18 protein-coding genes are annotated in these 18,545 nt (G+C 42.3%); 7 read left to right on the forward strand and 11 right to left on the reverse strand.

Annotated elements, in window-relative coordinates; genetic code table 11:
- The first annotated feature begins 96 nt into the window (after nt 1-96).
- Nucleotides 97-1,146, forward strand: coding sequence for an ArsR/SmtB family transcription factor (locus FQ087_RS16310; protein WP_149581658.1), 1,050 nt, complete (start codon nt 97-99; stop codon nt 1,144-1,146).
- Between the two features lie 19 nt (nt 1,147-1,165).
- Nucleotides 1,166-2,395, forward strand: a complete 1,230-nt coding sequence (locus tag FQ087_RS16315) for an MFS transporter (protein ID WP_149581659.1) — start codon at nt 1,166-1,168, stop codon at nt 2,393-2,395.
- 40 nt (nt 2,396-2,435) lie between these two features.
- Here the strand turns inward: FQ087_RS16315 and FQ087_RS16320 are convergent, their stop codons facing one another.
- The 4 genes from FQ087_RS16320 to FQ087_RS16335 form a co-directional block, all read right to left on the reverse strand.
- A complete protein-coding gene (locus tag FQ087_RS16320) occupies nt 2,436-2,627 on the reverse strand; it encodes a YwbE family protein (RefSeq protein ID WP_149581660.1) in 192 nt (63 codons plus the stop codon).
- Nucleotides 2,628-2,630: 3 nt separating this feature from the next.
- Entirely contained in the window at nt 2,631-3,236 is a 606-nt protein-coding gene (locus FQ087_RS16325; RefSeq protein ID WP_149581661.1) for a class I SAM-dependent methyltransferase, read from the reverse strand.
- Nucleotides 3,237-3,434: 198 nt separating this feature from the next.
- Nucleotides 3,435-4,322, reverse strand: coding sequence for an aminoglycoside phosphotransferase family protein (locus tag FQ087_RS16330; protein WP_149581662.1), 888 nt, complete (start codon nt 4,320-4,322; stop codon nt 3,435-3,437).
- Complete coding sequence (locus FQ087_RS16335; RefSeq protein ID WP_149581663.1) at nt 4,312-5,889, reverse strand: amidohydrolase; 1,578 nt, start codon at nt 5,887-5,889, stop codon at nt 4,312-4,314. Before FQ087_RS16335 ends, FQ087_RS16330 begins: the two co-directional genes overlap by 11 nt.
- A gap of 108 nt (nt 5,890-5,997) precedes the next feature.
- Here FQ087_RS16335 and FQ087_RS16340 point away from each other — a divergent pair, with 108 nt between their 5' ends.
- The 5 genes from FQ087_RS16340 (at nt 5,998) to pstB (ending at nt 10,486) form a co-directional block, all read left to right on the forward strand.
- Nucleotides 5,998-6,438, forward strand: a complete 441-nt coding sequence (locus FQ087_RS16340; protein WP_149581664.1) for a YtoQ family protein — start codon at nt 5,998-6,000, stop codon at nt 6,436-6,438.
- Nucleotides 6,439-6,667: 229 nt separating this feature from the next.
- Nucleotides 6,668-7,600 (forward strand): PstS family phosphate ABC transporter substrate-binding protein, encoded by a 933-nt coding sequence (locus FQ087_RS16345; RefSeq protein ID WP_149581665.1) that lies wholly within the window; start codon nt 6,668-6,670, stop codon nt 7,598-7,600.
- Nucleotides 7,601-7,841: 241 nt separating this feature from the next.
- Nucleotides 7,842-8,780 (forward strand): phosphate ABC transporter permease subunit PstC, encoded by a 939-nt coding sequence (gene pstC, locus FQ087_RS16350; RefSeq protein WP_149581666.1) that lies wholly within the window; start codon nt 7,842-7,844, stop codon nt 8,778-8,780.
- Nucleotide 8,781: 1 nt separating this feature from the next.
- Nucleotides 8,782-9,657 carry a phosphate ABC transporter permease PstA gene (gene pstA / locus FQ087_RS16355; RefSeq protein WP_149581667.1) on the forward strand — a complete coding sequence of 292 codons (876 nt, stop codon included), beginning with the start codon at nt 8,782-8,784 and terminating at the stop codon, nt 9,655-9,657.
- 55 nt (nt 9,658-9,712) lie between these two features.
- Complete coding sequence (pstB, locus tag FQ087_RS16360) at nt 9,713-10,486, forward strand: phosphate ABC transporter ATP-binding protein PstB (protein ID WP_255452428.1); 774 nt, start codon at nt 9,713-9,715, stop codon at nt 10,484-10,486.
- Nucleotides 10,487-10,628: 142 nt separating this feature from the next.
- Here pstB and glmM read toward each other — a convergent pair whose 3' ends face one another.
- The 7 genes from glmM to FQ087_RS16395 form a co-directional block, all read right to left on the reverse strand.
- Nucleotides 10,629-11,978, reverse strand: coding sequence for a phosphoglucosamine mutase (gene glmM / locus FQ087_RS16365; protein ID WP_149581669.1), 1,350 nt, complete (start codon nt 11,976-11,978; stop codon nt 10,629-10,631).
- A gap of 39 nt (nt 11,979-12,017) precedes the next feature.
- Complete coding sequence (locus tag FQ087_RS16370; protein ID WP_149581670.1) at nt 12,018-13,313, reverse strand: CdaR family protein; 1,296 nt, start codon at nt 13,311-13,313, stop codon at nt 12,018-12,020.
- The gene (gene cdaA, locus FQ087_RS16375; protein WP_149581671.1) at nt 13,306-14,142 is read right to left on the reverse strand and encodes a diadenylate cyclase CdaA; all 837 of its coding nucleotides are present in this window, start codon (nt 14,140-14,142) and stop codon (nt 13,306-13,308) included. The genes FQ087_RS16370 and cdaA overlap by 8 nt, the downstream gene beginning before the upstream one ends.
- A gap of 131 nt (nt 14,143-14,273) precedes the next feature.
- A complete protein-coding gene (locus FQ087_RS16380; protein ID WP_149581672.1) occupies nt 14,274-14,909 on the reverse strand; it encodes an anti-sigma factor family protein in 636 nt (211 codons plus the stop codon).
- Between the two features lie 12 nt (nt 14,910-14,921).
- On the reverse strand, nt 14,922-15,485 hold the full coding sequence (gene sigW / locus FQ087_RS16385; protein WP_149581673.1) for an RNA polymerase sigma factor SigW: 564 nt from the start codon (nt 15,483-15,485) through the stop codon (nt 14,922-14,924).
- 281 nt (nt 15,486-15,766) lie between these two features.
- A complete protein-coding gene (gene rocF, locus FQ087_RS16390) occupies nt 15,767-16,672 on the reverse strand; it encodes an arginase (RefSeq protein WP_149581674.1) in 906 nt (301 codons plus the stop codon).
- 88 nt (nt 16,673-16,760) lie between these two features.
- Nucleotides 16,761-18,485, reverse strand: coding sequence for a putative bifunctional diguanylate cyclase/phosphodiesterase (locus FQ087_RS16395; RefSeq protein WP_223145611.1), 1,725 nt, complete (start codon nt 18,483-18,485; stop codon nt 16,761-16,763).
- Between the last annotated feature and the right edge of the window lie 60 nt (nt 18,486-18,545).

Genomic DNA, 18,545 nt, shown 5'->3' on the forward strand with positions numbered 1-18,545 from the left:
CTGAGAAGTTCGATATTTATAGAATTTATTATTCAACTATACTTGAACTATAAACCTATAATGTATATACTTGGTTAAAATGGGAGGTGCATTAATATGAACATATTAACAATTACAGGTAAAAAAAGAGAATCATACAAAGTAGAACTCGAGCATTCGTTATTGTGGGAATGTGCATTAGGCATTGCCGCTATCACAAATTCTCCTTTACTGGACACGTTAGAGAAAAAAAGTGAATTTGAAAAGCTTAGACAGAAAATGCCTGAAGAGTTAATAAGAGAACTTAAGTATGTAGAAGAACACAATACATGGAAAAGTTTACTTCAGCTTTTACACGCTTTCGAAAAAAATTCGAATGATCTAGAGAAATTCAAGGACTATGTCAATAACCTAGGCGCTGTAGAACTTAAGTATAGTTGTCTTCCATACTTCGGAATAAATTTTCAAGATAAGAGAATGCTTGCGGCAAATGGAGACATGGAATCAGTCGCCTTAATGACACAAGCAGCAAAAGAAAATCAGTTTCTCCCCACTTATATCGAATTTATAAGCCAGGTTGATGTCGTTGATTTTAAAAATCATTTACTTCATGTAATGTCTTTGTGGGTTGAAACAGTCCTTCATGCAGATGCGGATCAGTTGCTAGCCATTTTAGAAAGAGATTTCAATGAAAAAAACAGCATGAAAGAAAAATTATCTCCTGAAGAGTTTGTTTCGTGGTCTACTGGTGGAACAGAATATGCACCTGAGCCAAGTGTTCATCGAGTTTTATTGATCCCCCAACTGACGTATCGCCCCTGGACAATTATGTCGGATATTGAAGAAACAAAAGTTTTTTATTATCCTGTTCCGAATAAAAGCATTGATCCTAGCGACAAGTACCTTCCCAACTACTTTTTAATTCAAAAACATAAGGCATTGGGAGACGAAGTGAGGCTACGAATGATTAAGCTATTATCTGAACGTGATTGTTCGTTAAAGGAAATAACTGAGCAGCTTGAACTTGGAAAATCAACTGTTCATCATCATCTAAAAATTTTAAGGGCTGCCTCATTAGTTGGTCAAAAAGCATCCAATTATTATTTGAAAGAAAAATCCGTTGCTTCCTTGCCCGAAGAGCTAGAACTCTATTTGAACCAATCATGACTTAAGGGAGCGGCGACTTATGAGCAATCATGTCTTGAAAAACCGAGGATTTGTTTCATTATGGGCTGGAAGTGCAATTTCCGAATTAGGCGGCTCCTTTGGGACATTTTGTAATTCAATTATTGTTTATGAACTTACAGGGTCAAAGCTTGCTCTGGGTAGCATGTGGTTACTTTACTTCATCCCTTCTATTTTGCTACAACTGGTTAGCGGTCCGTTCATCGATAAGTGGAGCCGTAAATGGATCATGATTTTCTCTCAGTGGACAAGGGCAGTCGTTTTTCTTGTTCCTCTTTTATCGGTCATGTTCGGTGGTTTGCAGGTGTGGCATATATATCTAATTCAAATCGTAATTGGGCTTGTTACACCGCTTTACGTTCCCGCTAGTCAGGCCATTACTCCAACAATCGTCTCGAAGGAGCAGTTACCTACGGCCAATGCCTATCTTGATGGAACAACAAGGCTCATGATGTTCTTAGCACCGATGGCTGGTGGGATTGTTATTAACTATATGGGAACGGATTCAACCTTGTTATTCGTATTTATATCGCTTACGTTAAGTGGGTTTCTTCTTTTACGGATGGAAGAGCAAAGAGTTCCTCAAAAAATACGTACAACTTGGTTGGAGCAGTTTAAAGAAGGTATCCAGTACTTCTTCCAAGAACGAACAATCGTGTGGCTTGGGTTCTTCCTTGCTTTCGTACAGTTCGGAGTCGGTGTCACAATAGTTATCAACTTGCCCTATATCACGGATGTTTTGAATGGGAACTACGAAGATTATGGCTTATTTATGGCCGGCTTTCCTTTAGGCTATGTGATTGGATCTATGCTGATCGGGAGGTTGAAATTTCACAGTAGAAGAATGTTGATGCTTGGTTCGTTGGTGATCGCTGGATTTACTTACATTGCATTAGGGCTTATTCAATCGATACAGCTAGCGATTGTTGTTGAAATAATTGCCGGAATTATGATGGCCTTCTTCAGTATCCACAATATCACGATTTGTCAGCAGGCGGTTCCGAATCATTTGATGGGGAAAGTTATGTCGGTTCGATTAGTTATTATTCGAGCTGCGCTGCCTATCGGAATTGTTGTTGGCGGTGTTGTGAGTGAGTTATGGGGGATCAGGCCTCTATTCGTCCTAATTGGTTCAATCATCAGTATCGTGTCAGTGATAGGTATCGTCTTTCCTTATTTCAAGTTCATTGATGGCCCCTCCAAATCTGATTTATTGCATGAAAAAGGATAGCTGCGTGCAGTGTCATACTGCACATGGCTATCCTTTTTACTTACAATATCTCGCAAACCCGTCCAACTTGTCCGTCTTCCAAGCGTACTTTAATGCCGTGCGGGTGGAAGCTTGAGTTCGTCAGTAAATCTTTAACGACTCCTTCAGTCTTCACACCCGACCGTTGATCTTTTTTCAAGATGACTGCCACTTTTAAACCAGGTGTTACATCTGCACGATTCTGTCCACTCATTTATTACTCTTCCTCTCTTTTTTGAAACATACTTTGTACGACGTGTGCGGTTCCAGTATGTAGCTGGCCTTCCACACGATTGACTTCCCCAATATGGAAGTGTTTGACGAAATAACCCTCGAATTGTTCCAGCATCTGAACTGGATCACACAGCATTTCTTCGACACGCGGGCCGCCTGTTCCATAGTCGATTTGATCTTTCGTATACAGTTCGCTTATATAAAAGCCGCCTGGTTTCAATGCCCTTTTTATACCTGATAACGTACGGTTCATAACGTTTCCCGGGAAATGCCCAAAGATGTGGACGATAGCATCCCATTGTTCTTCTTCCCAGATCACTTCCGACAAATCTCGAAGTTCTGTTTTTACGACGACGCCTTTTTCATCTGCAAACTGCTTGGTTTTCTCCAGTCCGGCTGGCGCATAATCCCATGCCGTCACGTCGAAACCAAGCGTCGCTAAGTAAACAGAGTTTCGACCTTCTCCTTCTGCGATACATAGCGCTTTACCCTTAGGCAACTGCTGTGCCGCCTCCACGAGAAATTCGTTGGGTTCTTTGCCATAGACATATTCTTTTGTGGAAAAACGCTCATGCCAACTGTTCGTCATTTGTCGGACCCCTTTTTCTATATATGATGAACTAAATAATTCATTTGAATTCGCTACGGCGCTAAGGGATGCTTTCACTCAGTTTATATAGGGATTCATTTGTTCAATACAGATAGGTTGATTCTAGCTTACCACATTATAAGTGAGGATTTTGTATGAGTTAAGGTAGGCCAAAGCTATTTTATGAACACCTACCATTCATCCCATGAAAACGAGACTTTCCACAAATGCATCCAGTCGCTCTTCCATCATTGCATCCGTCAACCCGGTTACACCAAAAGTCGCCCATCCGCTATAAACAGTCGGAGGGCCTTCAAGAATATCGAATGCCGACACAATGTCCCAATACGAATTGTATGTAAACGTAGAACCGGCATGCTTTTCATAGGCTGTCAAAAATAAATCTGCTATTTCCACGCTATACAATAGCGCAAGATTGACCCGACAATGACCAACATCTATCCCAACTGGACCGCGACATGCGTTCGGCCAATCAACGACTCCAGTCACTTCACCATCTAGCCACAATACATTTGTAGGATGGAAATCTCGGTGAATGAATGTCTCCTTGAATGCTGGTGTCTCGGCTTTTAATCGGTCAAATGCAGCCTGCCACTTATCTGGTTTTTTTGTCCACTCTGGTATTTCAATCTCATCACGATTTGTATAGGATTCATATACCCATGGAAAGTCATCCGCTGTTATCCGATGAATTTTCGCCAGTATTTCCGCTAAACCATCCGTCCATTTATTGAAATCATCCGGTAAAATTTCAACCTTCCCTTCAACTTTCGTCATGAGCACAGACGGCAACCCACTCGCCTTTCCTGCTTCATCAAACGCAATAAGTAATGGTGCCGGAAGTCCGTTAGCTGATGCATGTTTGAGACTCGTCGACTCATGTTGGACGAGATCGGGTTCTTCCGAGAGCCATTCCATATTGTCGAACTGACGTAAAACAAGCGTCGAGTTGTCCGTTGTCACTTCATAAAGGATGGAAGATGTGCTACCCGGAAGTCGTTTCATTGACTGAACAGCGACATCTATTTCATTCTCTACCCAGTTCTTTGCTTTCTTAATGTTCATCACCTCTATACATCACTTCACCTGCGATAACAGTCAGCATAACAGTTGCGTTCACTATCTCTTCATCTTTCACTTGGAATAAATCCCTGTCGAGCACAGTGAAATCAGCATCGAATCCTGGCGCAAGCTTACCGCGAACATCCGCTTTCCCGATTGTGCCTGCACTTCCCGTTGTAAATAAACCGACCGCTTCAAAGCGACTCAATTTTTCATTAGGCAAATAGCCTTCATGGGTTTCTCCAGGTTTCCGACGCGCCGCCGCTGCATATATGCCAAGCAATGGATCAACCTCCTCAACCGGTGCATCCGAACCACCACCGCAAATGAACCCACGGTCCAGTAACTTTTTCCAAGCATAAGCCCAGTCAAGACGGTCCTCCCCTAAACGATTCATGACCCACGGGAAGTCTGACGACACAAACACCGGCTGTATATCAAGGATGACTGGCAGTTTTTCCATCCGCTCGACTAGATCTTCACGCAAGACATTTACATGAATAAGTCGATCACGTTTGCCAGTAGGTACCGGGTACTTCTCAATCACATCGAGTGCTTTTTCAGCAGCTGCATCCCCAATGACATGGACAGCAATCGCTTCTCCATACTCGCGTGCGAGAGCGACTATCGCATCGATTTCTTCGTCTGTAATGACTGTCATACCGGACGTTTCCGGCGTATCTGCATACGGTTTACTTAACAATGCAGTTTTACCCCCAAGTGCTCCGTCGATGAAAAACTTCACTTCGCCTGGATCAATCCAAGGTTCATTATAAGTAGCTCGTTCTTCCATCAATTGCTTGAATACAGTTGACCGTCGCAATAGATGTGCGCGGAATTTCTTCTGTTTACCAATAACGTTTTTGAACGCTTGTAGCGGATTTTTGTAATCGCCGTAATAACCAAGATCATCTGTTACGCCCCCTGTTAATCCAAGTGACAGCAAATCATCAACGGATTTGTCTAAAGCCCGTGTCAATGATTCTTCTGTCGGCTCCGGAATGAGGGCTAGCACCATTTCCTGCGCTCCCTCTTTCAAGTAGCCCGTCGGTTCACCGTTCGCATCGCGCATAATGGCACCGTCTTCAGGATCGAGTGTATCTTTTGAAATACCTGCCAGCTCAAGTGCTTTTGAATTTGCGAGTGCAGCATGCCGGCATGTTCGCTTCAAAATCATAGGGGAATCCGTCACCTTATCCAATTCATAACGTGTAAGTATCTTTTTATCTGGAAAATTGTTTTCATTCCAACCCTCTCCGATAAACCATTCATCTGATTTTAAATCGGGGTAAGCATTTATAAGCATGTCCATCATGTCATCAGCGGACGATGCCTTCGATAAATCCAGACTCAGTAACTTTTCACCGTGGCCAATCATATGCATATGACTATCGACGAATCCTGGATAAAGAACGGAACCTTGTAAATCAATTTCATTATCTGCTCGTTCTTTTAAATCCTCATATGTACCAACTGCACTAATCTTACCGTTTTCTGTGAGCAGTGCCTCAACTTGGTCGCCTTCTTGTTCCATCGTATACATCGTGCCGTTATGCCAAAGTGTTTTCATGCAAAATCCCCCCTATCTCTATAGTTATATTCTAAACTTTCGGTCATTCACGAGCAACATTTTGAATAGGAATGTTACAATTAAGATTACTGATTAGGAGGAATTTATATGAGATTAACTGTTTACCTGGCAGGAGAAATCCATAGTTCTTGGCGCGAGGAAGTGAAGATGAAAGTTGCTGCACTTAATTTGCCAATCGATTTCGTCGGTCCCATGGAAAACCACGACCGTTCTGATAACATCGGGGAAGATATTCTAGGCAAGCAACCGAATGCAGTTTCCAAAGATACTGCAGCGTCTAGCTTCAATAATTTGCGCACGGAGCTGTTATTGAAGCAAGCCGATCTTGTCATTGCTTTATTCGGGGAGAAATATAAGCAGTGGAATACTGCGATGGATGCGAGTGCCGCCGTCGCATTCGGCAAACCGCTCATTCTTATTCGCAATGAACAACACCATCATGCACTGAAAGAACTGTCGCGCAAAGCAAACGCAACAGTCGAATCAGTAGATCAGGCTGTAAAAGCGTTACATTATATTTTCGAATAACCTCAGCTATCATACGGGCTGCCCTATTCTCTTTAGGGCATGCCTTTTTTGTTTTTGAGAGGTTGCTACACCGAGCATATATAGCAGACAACCGACCATATTTCTGCCCACACAAATCATATAACCCCCTACCTCATTTACAAAACCTTAATATCCCCTTCACACGCGCTAAACAATACCCCGCTATCATATGAATTGTAGTCAAAACACTTTAGGGGGACAACAACAGATGAAAAACATGAAGACACTTGCAACACTCGGACTCGCATGCTCGATTTTCCTAGCAGCTTGCGGCGGAACGGACGGCAATACATCAGCTAAAACAGGCGAAAGTTTGAGCGGTAGTGTAGCAGGCGACGGATCGTCCACTGTTGCCCCAATCATGGAAGCGATTGTTGAAGAATATGCACAAGCCGAAAAAGACGTTAAAGTTTCCGTAGGTGTTTCTGGTACAGGTGGTGGATTTGAGAAATTCATCGCTGGTTCAACAGACTTTTCAAATGCATCACGTCCAATTAAAGATGAAGAGAAAGCTAAGCTTGACGAAGCAGGCGTTGACTATACTGAACTAAAAATTGCGAACGATGGTTTGACAATGGTTGTTAATAAAGAAAACACTTGGGTCGATTCACTTACTGTCGAAGATCTCACGAAGATGTGGACTGAAGATGGAACGGCTAAAAAATGGTCTGACATTAATCCAAGCTGGCCTGCAGAAGAAATCGTCTTCTATTCACCAGGTACTGATTCTGGAACATATGACTACTTCAATGAAGTTGTCTTAGAAGATGCTGACCTTGTAAAATCTGCAACACTTTCTGAAGATGACAACGTTCTAGTTACGGGCATTAAAGGCGACAAAAATGCAGTTGGATTTTTCGGTTATGCCTATTACGAATCAAACAAAGACTCTCTGAATGCAGTATTAATTGACGGTGTTGAACCGAATGCGAAAACAATTGAGTCCGGCGAATACACACCGTTCTCTCGTCCACTATTCGTTTATGTCAGCAATGCGGCAGTAAAAGAGAAAAAAGAAGTTCGCAACTTCCTGGAATTCGTAATTGATAACTCAGCAGAAATGTCCAAAGCAGTCGGTTATGTACAGCTTCCTGAAGCAGACTATGAAGAAGCACGTAAAACATTGGATTCTGTGAAATAAAACCGGATAATCATCAAACATAGTATCATTTGCGGCTGCCTTGCATATTAAGGCAGCCATTATCCTTTCAACTGTATAACCGAGGAATGAAATTTTTTCCGTGAAGTAGACAACATTCGCATAGGTTCCAAACATTTCTCAGTAAACCCAACACCCTTTAATCCAAAGTTCATAACGGTCCAATGCAACTAAACGACGTTTCATCTAACTAAACAATGCTATTCAATAGGAGGTCCATGGATTGACTTCAATAAAACCAACAGAAAAGTTGCGGACACGTGACGTCATTGCTGCTGCGAAGAAGAATGAGAAATTCGGAAAAATTATTCCGCACCTCTTACTCGCCGTTACTTCTGTTACTGTACTGGCAACGTTCGGAATCATCTACACACTACTAAAAGAGACATTCATTTTTTTCCAAGAAGTTAAGATTGCCGACTTCGTTTTCGGCACAGAATGGGCACCTTTTTCCAATGCTGATCAGACTTTCGGCGTTCTTCCCTTGATAACCGGAACTTTGAAAATCGCAGGCGTCGCACTTCTTATCGCGGTCCCCTTCGGACTTGCATGTGCAATTTTTCTCAGTGAATATGCATCACCAAAAATTAAAAAGTACATCAAACCAATCATTGAGTTACTAGCCGGTATCCCAACGATTGTTTACGGATTTTTCGCCTTAACAGTCGTCACGCCTTGGCTCCAGTCATTCATTCCACAGTTAAAATTATTTAATGCACTAAGTGCCGGTATCGTAGTCGGGATTATGATTTTACCTATGATTATCTCACTTTCGGAAGATGCGCTTTCTGCAGTTCCTGCTGCATTCCGCGAGGGGTCTTATGCGCTCGGTTCTACTCGATTCGAAACAGCTATCAAAGTTGTCTTTCCCGCAGCAATTTCCGGGATTGCCGCGTCGATTATTCTTGCTGCATCACGCGCCGTAGGAGAAACAATGATTGTTTCTCTTGCCGCCGGTTCCACACCAGTATTCAATATGGACTTTACAGGTTCAATTCAAACGATGACTTCTTATATCGTTCAAGTCGCAACAGGCGATGCAGGCTATGGTACAACAATTTATTACTCCATTTATGCTGTTGGTTTCACGTTATTCCTGTTCACTTTCCTAATGAACAGGACTGCTTTATACATTAAGACGAAATTCAGGGAGGAATACTAATATGGACCGCGTTCTACAGTCAAAAACAAATCGTCGAATTGCTAAAGATTCAGCGATGAAATGGCTGTTCGGTGCCATTGTCGCCGCAATACTCGGAATTACCGCCTTCTTATTTTACGGCATTGGGGCAGATGGGGTCGAACGGTTGAACCTTTCATTCTTTACGAATTTCGGTTCCCGCTTCCCTGAAAAGGCGGGCATTAAAGCAGCCCTTATCGGTACACTAGCCCTTATGGCCGTCGTTATCCCAGTATCGATGTTTCTAGGCCTTTGTTCGGCTATTTATCTTGAAGAATATGCTAAAAAAAATAAATGGACATCTTTTATTGAAATGAATATTAGTAATCTTGCCGGCGTACCTTCTGTCGTCTTCGGACTTCTTGGACTAACTTTGTTCGTCCGTGCACTATCACTCGGTAACAGTATCCTTGCAGCTGGCCTGACGATGAGTTTGCTCGTCTTACCAATCATCATCGTAGCTTCCCAAGAGGCGCTTCGTTCCGTTCCCGACACACTTCGAGAAGCTTCATACGGCATGGGCGCAACAAAATGGCAAACGATCATTCATGTGATTTTACCGTCCGCAATAGGCTCCATTTTAACTGGAAGTATCTTATCCTTCTCACGTGCCATCGGTGAAACAGCACCGCTTATCGTTCTGGGAATTCCGGTTATCGTTCAATTTCTGCCAACTGGACCACTAAGCACATTTACAGCTCTTCCGATGCAAATTTACGATTGGGCAAAACGCCCGCAACCAGAATTCGCGGATGCCGCTTCAGCGGGTATTATCGTCCTAATGGCCATGCTCATTATAATGAACGGATTCGCTATTTATTTTAGAATTAGATCAGAGAAAAAGCTTCAAAATCGATAGGAGGATTATTATGACAACACTCATTCGGCCTACTGAAGACACCAAGCTCCGCGTCATGAAAAATGAAAACTGGACAAAAGCCGTTTATGAAACAAACGGTTTAAATCTTTGGTATGGTACAGCACATGCGCTTAAAAACATCGATTTGTCCATCAATGAAAAAGAAGTAACTGCGATTATCGGCCCTTCCGGCTGCGGAAAATCTACGTATTTAAAAACATTGAACCGCATGGTAGAAAATGTAGGTGGCGTCACCATTTCCGGTAATGTAACATTTATGGGTAACAATATTCTTGGCAAGGCAATGCCTGTTGAACTGCTTCGTTCAAAAGTAGGCATGGTGTTCCAAAAGCCAAATCCGTTTCCAAAATCAATCTACGAAAACGTTGCTTACGGCCCTAAAATTCACGGCATCCGCAATAAAGCGATGTTGGATACAATTGTTGAAGATAGCTTACGAAAAGCGGCTCTTTGGGATGAAGTAAAAGACCGTCTTAACAAGAGCGCTTACGGACTTTCCGGTGGACAACAGCAACGACTCTGTATTGCTCGCTGTCTCGCAGTAGACCCGGAAGTAATCTTAATGGATGAACCAACTTCAGCGCTAGACCCGGTATCCACACATAAAGTCGAAGAATTGATTCGCAATATCAAAAACGACGTGACAATTGCAATCGTCACACATAACATGCAGCAGGCAGCACGCATTTCAGATCGTACTGCATTTTTCTTGAATGGTGAAATTATTGAATGCGACCGTACATCTACACTGTTCAGTACACCAACAGATGAACGCACTGATGACTACATCAACGGCCGATTTGGTTGAAAACTAAATAACGGCTATAGAATTAATAAAGGATATCTGCTAGATAGTGTCTCCACTATCTAGCAGATATCCTTTTTACGTTCTTGATAGTATACAAAAACGAAGATGCCATAAGAGCATCTTCGTTCAATGATTCAATAAGTTATTCTGTTCCCATTTCCTCTTGTACAACATCGACAATGCGTTGGACAAGAAGTGCACAATCTTCTTCAGTAGGTGCTTCTACCATGACGCGCACAAGTGGTTCAGTTCCTGAAGGTCGAACAAGAACACGACCGTTGCCAGCCATTTCTTTTTCTACATCCGCTATCACTTTTGCAACTCGTACATTATCCGTCACCGCATTTTTATCCGTAACACGCACATTAATAAGTTTTTGTGGATAAACTATCATTTCTGCCGCTAGTTCGGAAAGTTTCCGTCCAGAAAGCTTCATAATATTAACAAGCTGAAGTCCTGTAAGAAGCCCGTCTCCAGTTGTATTGTAGTCGTGGAATATAATATGGCCTGATTGTTCGCCGCCCAAATTATAATTCCCTTTTCTCATTTCTTCGACAACATATCGATCACCAACTGCGGTTTTAATACTTTTCATGCCGTTATTCGAAAGTGCTTTATAGAAACCTAGATTACTCATAATTGTTGAGACAATCGTTCCTGATTTAAGACGACCTTCTTCATGTAAATGACGTGCGATGATGAACATAATTTGGTCACCGTCGACAACTTTACCATTCTCATCGACAGCGATAAGACGATCACCGTCTCCGTCAAACGCCAAGCCGATATGGGCACCTTTTTCAACAACGAGTTTACCTAATTCTTCAGGATGAGTCGAACCAACACCGTCATTAATGTTCAAGCCGTTTGGCGATGCACCCATCGTTGTCAGGTCCGCATCGAGATCAGCAAAGACATGTGTCGCAAGTGTCGATGTCGCACCGTGTGCACAATCGAGTGCAACATGAATACCCGTGAATTCCTCGTTGACTGTTTGTTTTAAGTACTGGATATATTTATGTCCGCCTTCAAAATACTCTGTAACAGAACCTACGTCTGCTCCAGTTGGACGCGGCAACGAGTCCTCTTGTGCGTTTAGCAGTTGCTCAATTTCCTCTTCCTGCTCATCCGTTAGTTTGTAACCATCTGCACCGAAAAATTTAATGCCATTGTCTTCGACAGGATTATGTGAAGCCGAAATCATGACTCCGGCCTGTGCATTCATGACGCGCGTCAAGTAAGCGACACCTGGTGTGCTGATAACCCCAAGAGTCATCACTTCAACACCCGTCGATAAAAGACCCGCAATTAAGGCATTTTCAAGCATATGACCTGAGATACGTGTATCTCTACCGACAAGTACTTGTGACTTTCCTGATGATTCTTTCGTTAACACATGCCCACCCATTCTACCTAATCTAAAAGCAAGCTCCGGTGTCAATTCTTTATTTGCAACCCCACGGACACCATCGGTCCCGAAATACTTTGTCATTTCCATTCTCCCTTTCAATCCTGCACATTCAACCGAATGCTAAGCAAGTTCAATATGCATCGTTACTTCTTTATCTGATAGTATCCATTGGACATTTGGAGGTCCTTCAACCGTGACCAAGAAGTTCTGTTCTCCTTCATCTGTTGTTTCAGATGCATCGACAGAGACGGTGAAATCCGATTTCTCCAATCTATCAATTACATCTTGTTCCCCCGTAACAGTTAGTACAACCAAACCATCCTCCGGTTTCAGAAATGTACTCGAAAACTGTTCATTAAGTCCCTTTATCGTAACAGGTATATCTATAAATTCCTTCGAAGTAACTTCCACGTTCTCGACTGGCGGTTCAGGTTTGATTACTTCCAATTCTGTATCATTCACTTCTGTTTCGACTGTTTCATCGACTGTTGCATCGACTTTTACTTTAATTTTATCCAGGGACATCTTTGAAACACCTTTAGGTTTTTTCAAATCGATCACCTTTGTTTCTTGTCCATTTACTTCCGATACATCCACATCGACTCTGAATTCTTTAATCTGATCCAAGACTTTCCTTGGACCGGATAAACTAATTGTTTTATCAACAGCTGAAATGGTATCGATAGTGACACCCGAAACGGGAGCTCCACGTGATTTAAGTGTAATTGGCACTTCTTTACTATATTCGGAAATCTCAACTTTGACCGCTACTTGTTCAGGGACAATCGTCACATTCAGCTTCGTCAAATCTTTGTCCAGAACACGGACCCGGGCTTGTTGCTCGAATGATTTGTTAATTACCTTATCTCCTGTTATAGAAGCTTTTACAAAACTGATTGATTCAATGACACTCTTCGCCCCCGTCACTTCGATGGTTGCTGGAACGACATCTATATTAACTACATTGAAATCTTCAGCAAGCAAACGTTCATTCAGTTCAGGGTCAACTCGGAATGATTGTGTGATTTTCTCTTCGATAACGACGGTAACTGACGCCGGATCAAGCCGCACCTGCAATTTTTCCGAAATATTTTCCTCTTGAATACGAACAGTATGCTTGCCCATTGGCAAGTTCGATAAATCAACCCGTAACGTGAAGTCTTTCAGCAATTTCGTAGTCTGAACGATATTCGCGGGTCCTTCAATTGTCATATTGACCGTTTCCGGTACCCCGGTAACGACTAAGTTTTCATTATCGTAATATACTTCTACAGGGACCTCACGAATGATATCCATCGCATCTCCAACAGCTTTGCTACCTTTTTTCTCTTCCGCCTGCACGGTGAAAAAAAGAATTATCGCAAGGAATAAGGCTGTGAAACGAAGAAACCATGGGTTATCCATAAATTTATCCATTTCTTCTCCACCTCCGCTTCCAAATCGAAGTATCCTTCTTTTCAGGTGTTAAGCCGAACCACACTCTTCGCAGCCGTGCTTCAAATTCCTCCATATCAAGATTCCGATCAATATCCCCGTTCGCAGTAAGACTTACTGCTCCCGTTTCTTCGGATACGATAATCGTTACGGCATCCGTTACTTCACTAATTCCAATGGCTGCTCTATGTCGTGTACCAAGTTCCTTGGAGATGAACGCACTCTCAGATAGTGGCAAATAGCATCCTGCTGCAGCAATGCGGTTACGCTGGACAATGACTGCACCATCGTGAAGCGGTGTGTTTGGGATGAAGATATTTATAAGAAGTTCAGATGTAATCAGCGAATCCATGCCGGTACCAGTTTCAATATATTCACTTAGACCTGTTTCCTTTTCAATTGAAATAAGCGCTCCAATTCGACGTTTCGCCATATAACTGACAGATTTCACAAACGCTTCAATCAGTCGGTCACGTTCCTCTTCTTCCTGCATCATTGAACGAGCAAATAGCCGTCCTCTACCAACTTGTTCGAGTGCACGCCGCAGTTCGGGTTGGAAGATAATAATAATAGCCAGAAATCCAAACATCAGAACCTGATCCATCATCCATAGCAACGTATTAAGGCCAAAATACTCGGTCAGATAGCGAGCGATGATAAGAACAAAAATCCCTTTTAAAAGCTGAACCGCTTTCGTTCCTTTTATTATTGTAAATAATTTATAGAATACGAACCAGACGAGAAGCACATCCGCGATATTAATAAGCGCCTCGACTGGACTGAAATTGATTAAATCTTGCCATTTGGGCATGTGCTTCGCCTACCTTCATAAACAATTTCTTATCCTAACATTATAGCATATCAGCCCTGTACTGTCCTTTATGAGAAAATGACAAAGAGCGACCGCTTACCACTCGTAGCGGCTCGCATGGATCGCTCATTTTACTCCTCTTCTTCCTTGTTATCTTTTGAAGGCGTAAAGATGTCCTTAGCTGTTTCTTTCATTTTATACCAGAGCCAGTCAAACACTTTGTCGATTTCTTCGCTCTTTCCAGTCACAAACGCTGTGGAGGCCATAAATTTAGAACCCCTGATAACTGTTACGTCGCCATCTACCTCTCCCTCGACACGGAGTGTGCCATTTTTAACAACGATGTCACCTTTAACAGTCTCACCAGCAGGCACGAGTACCGTTTGGCCTTCGATAATTAGATTCGGTTGTTTCGTCACCGAAAACTGCTGATCGTTTCCGTAACTTGAAAATAGTGTAGCACTCATCAGTACTAAAAACATGGCTGCAGCCGCAAAAAACGGGTGTTTTCGTAGCCATCGCTGAGCGCCCGCTTGAGACTTCTCCTTTGGAAGTCGTGCCATGACGCTATCCACAAAGCTGTCTGGCGCTTTTATTTTTGCAACACTTCCTATAAAAGCAATGGACTCAGTTAGGCCATTCATGATTTCCTTACATTCTTTGCAGCTCTCTAGATGTTCTTTCAATATCCGCTCTTCATCACGGCTAATATCACCGTCTAAATACGCGTGCATATAGTGAACGATTTGTTCCGGACACGTATCCATACTAATTCCCTCCTACACATTCCCCATCTGTTTCCTAAGCGCTTCCCGCCCTCTGTGGACACGGGTCTTTACGGTCCCTAGCGGTAATTCCAAAATGTCACCGATCTCTTGCAACGGCAATTCTTCAATATACCTTAAAATGATGACCGAACGGTATTTATCAGGAAGCCTTCCGATTTCGTAATGAATGCGATCCTGTAATTCCATTCTTTCGACTTCCTCTTCAGGCAACTCACCAGATGCAGCAATCTGCGAATACATATTCAGTCCATCTGTACCTGGTACATTCGCATCGAGATAATAATCGGGTTTCTTTTTTCGGATCCGGTCAATGCATAAATTCGTTGCTATCCGAAACAGCCATGTTGAAAACTTCCGCTTTTGATCGAAAGTATGGATATTGATATAGGCACGGACGAATGCTTCTTGCGCGATATCTTCTGCCTCTTGTGCGTTCCCAAGCATCCTGTAACACACTTGGTATAAGCGATGCTGAAATAAAGTCACTACTTCTTCAAATGCATTTTGATCGCCTTTCAGGACTTCATTTACTCGTTTATTGATCAGTTCATCCAATGTATTTTACCCTCCGCCCTATGCGGCTGTCCCTTCTATACGTTTGAAGGTATCGACAGGTTTCATTTTTTTCATTAATTTTATTTTAACAGATATTGTTAGTTATTTCCTTATTATATTTCATGGTTGAAAAAGCAGGAGGCTGTAGATTAAAACGAAATGCGGGATTCGAAATGAAAATGTCATGGGGTGTTGAAGATTCGAGTGGGGTTTCGCAATTTATCCAAGACTTTCCTAAAAAAAAGCCCGTCTACGTTACTAGACGGGCTTCCAAAAGCTGATTAAAGTAGTTTTTCTCCAAACAGTGAACCCATTAAACCCACCGCAACATCAGCTGTTTTATTCTTTTCATCCAGAATTGGATTTACTTCTACAAATTCAGCCGAAGTAATCATACCCGAATCTTCCAGCATTTCCATTGCAAGATGGCTTTCTCGATAACTGATTCCACCCGGCACCGGCGTTCCAACTCCTGGTGTATACAGCGGATCGAGGCCATCCAAGTCAAGAGACAAGTGGACACCGTCGACTTCACGTGAACGTAAATAGATAAGGGCGTCTTCCATAACCGCCGTCATTCCGTAGCGATCGATTTCATGCATCGTGAAGACTTTGACGCCTTGTTCCTTGATCAATTGACGTTCTTCTGGATCCACAGAACGTGCGCCTATGATTACAACATTCTCTGGTTTTACTTTTTGACCTTCATTATGTATATTTACGAGACTTTCATGTCCTAGTCCAACACTTACTGCAAGTGGCATGCCGTGAATATTACCGGAAGGCGATGTCTCTGCAGTATTAAAATCTGCATGCGCGTCATACCAAATGACGCCAAGGTTTTTGTACTTGTCCGAAAGGCCAGCGAGTGTTCCAATAGCAATACTATGATCCCCTCCTAAAACAAGTGGGAATCTACCTGCTTCCACAACTTTCGCCACTTTTTGCGCCAGCTCAGTAGTTGCTTGAATAACTTCATCTAAGTTTTTCAGATTAGAATCATTGTGTTTTTTTCGCTCCACTGCACTTACCTGAACATCGCCCTCATCCGTCACCTGATGGCCAATCGATTCAATTCTTCCTACAGCACCTGCATATCGGATTGCGCTTGGACCCATATCCACCCCACGACGACTTTGTCCAAAATCAAGTGGTACACCTATTAAAGAAATCTTCAAATGTTCCATGTCAAATTACCTCCCTTAATCTATATCTCTAGTATAAGTCCATAGGAAGGTTTGGCTCAACTCAACAGGTATCTGAATATTTATTCGTTTATGGCTTCTTTTCCATGAACTGTTCACAGGTATCTGGCGACGTTGGCTTACTATAATAATACCCTTGGCCCTCGCGACAACCTAATTCCGTCAGGATAGTCACTTGCTCTTCGCACTCAACACCTTCCGCAATCACGTTCAAGCCTACTGTATCTGCTAAAGTTACAATAGCCCTGACGATTGCCTGGCTATCTTCATTTAGATGTATATCTCGTACAAAGGACATATCGATTTTAATCGTATCAGCTGGTAGTTCTTTGATATAACTAAACGTACTATAACCTGTTCCGAAGTCATCGATGGACACCGTAATACCCAATGCCCTTATCTCACGAATTCTTCCCTGCATGTCTTCCCTATCAGCAAATGCACTTTCAGTTAATTCGATTTCAATCAAATCTGTTGTAATACCCGTTTCATTAAGTATTGTCTTAATGGTATTCAAGATTGTCGGTTCTTCCAATTGTACTGCTGACATATTGACTGCAACACGAAAAGTCTTATATCCACTATCCTGCCATTTCTTTGCCTGTCCACAAGCTTCACGCAGCACCCATTCACCTAGAGGTATGATGATTTTTGTCTCTTCCGCCAGGGGAATGAACTTATCGGGTGGAATCCTGCCAAGATCAGGATGATTCCAGCGTACTAACGCTTCAACACCTATCATTTCTCCCGTCTTCAAGTTCACTTTAGGCTGATAATCAAGATGGAGATGACCCAGATGGACGCTTTTCCTCAACTCATTCTCCAGTAAGATTCGTTCCAATGTTTTGGAAGCTGTCCCAGGCTGGTACATCTCACATCCTCCGCCGCCATGCTCTCTGGCGATAGCAAGGGCTTTTTCCGCTTTCATTGCAAGCTCTGTAGGTTTTTTTGCATGTTCAGGGTATAAAGCAATCCCGAAACTTAAAGATGGAGTGTGCATTTGATCTTTTACTTCAATAGGTTCCTCAACATATCGCTTAACTTCTTTTGCCAACTGTTCAGCGTGTTGCGTATCATGTATATCTAACAAAAGTAATGCAAACTCATCACCCGAAAGTCTGCCAATAATAGTACTGTCTCTTAAAAACATCTTTAATCTCTTCGCAATGACGGACAATATATAATCTCCCGCCTCATGTCCAAGCGAATCATTAACATAGCGGAGACGGTCGACATTCATATAAACACAAGCACGATTTGTTCCCTGCTTTTTTGCCACTTCTATTTCTTGCTGGAACATCTTCTGAAATGACGTCCTATTAGGTAAGCTAGTTAGTTGATCATTATAAGCAAGATCACGAATCATTCGCTCAGACTCTTTAATTTCAGTAATGTCATGGCGGATGGAAATATATTGATACGGCTTTCCTTTATCATTTAAAAACGGAACGATGGTCGTATCGACCCAATAATAAGACCCATCTTTGGCTTTATTACAAATTTCACCATGCCATGTATTTCCCTGGCCTATTGTCGCCCACATCTCTTTGAAAAACTTCGAAGGATGAAAACCGGAATTGATAATCCGATGGTCGACTCCTATTAGTTCCTCCATGCTGTATTGTGCTATTTTCGTAAAAAGCTCGTTTACATATACTATTTTTCCCGTACGGTCCGTAATAGCAACGATAGCTGACTGATCAAGAGCATAGGCAATGTCCCTCAGTATTTTCTCAGCACTATGACTACTATTATGGCGAATCAAATCATCTATCATTTTATTATCTACTTGCATAAAATCACCTCTTTCCCGAATAGCTATTTCAACATAACAAAGACTTCCGAAAATAATTAT

It is taken from the genome of Sporosarcina sp. ANT_H38, from assembly GCF_008369195.1.
Lineage (GTDB): Bacteria > Bacillota > Bacilli > Bacillales_A > Planococcaceae > Sporosarcina.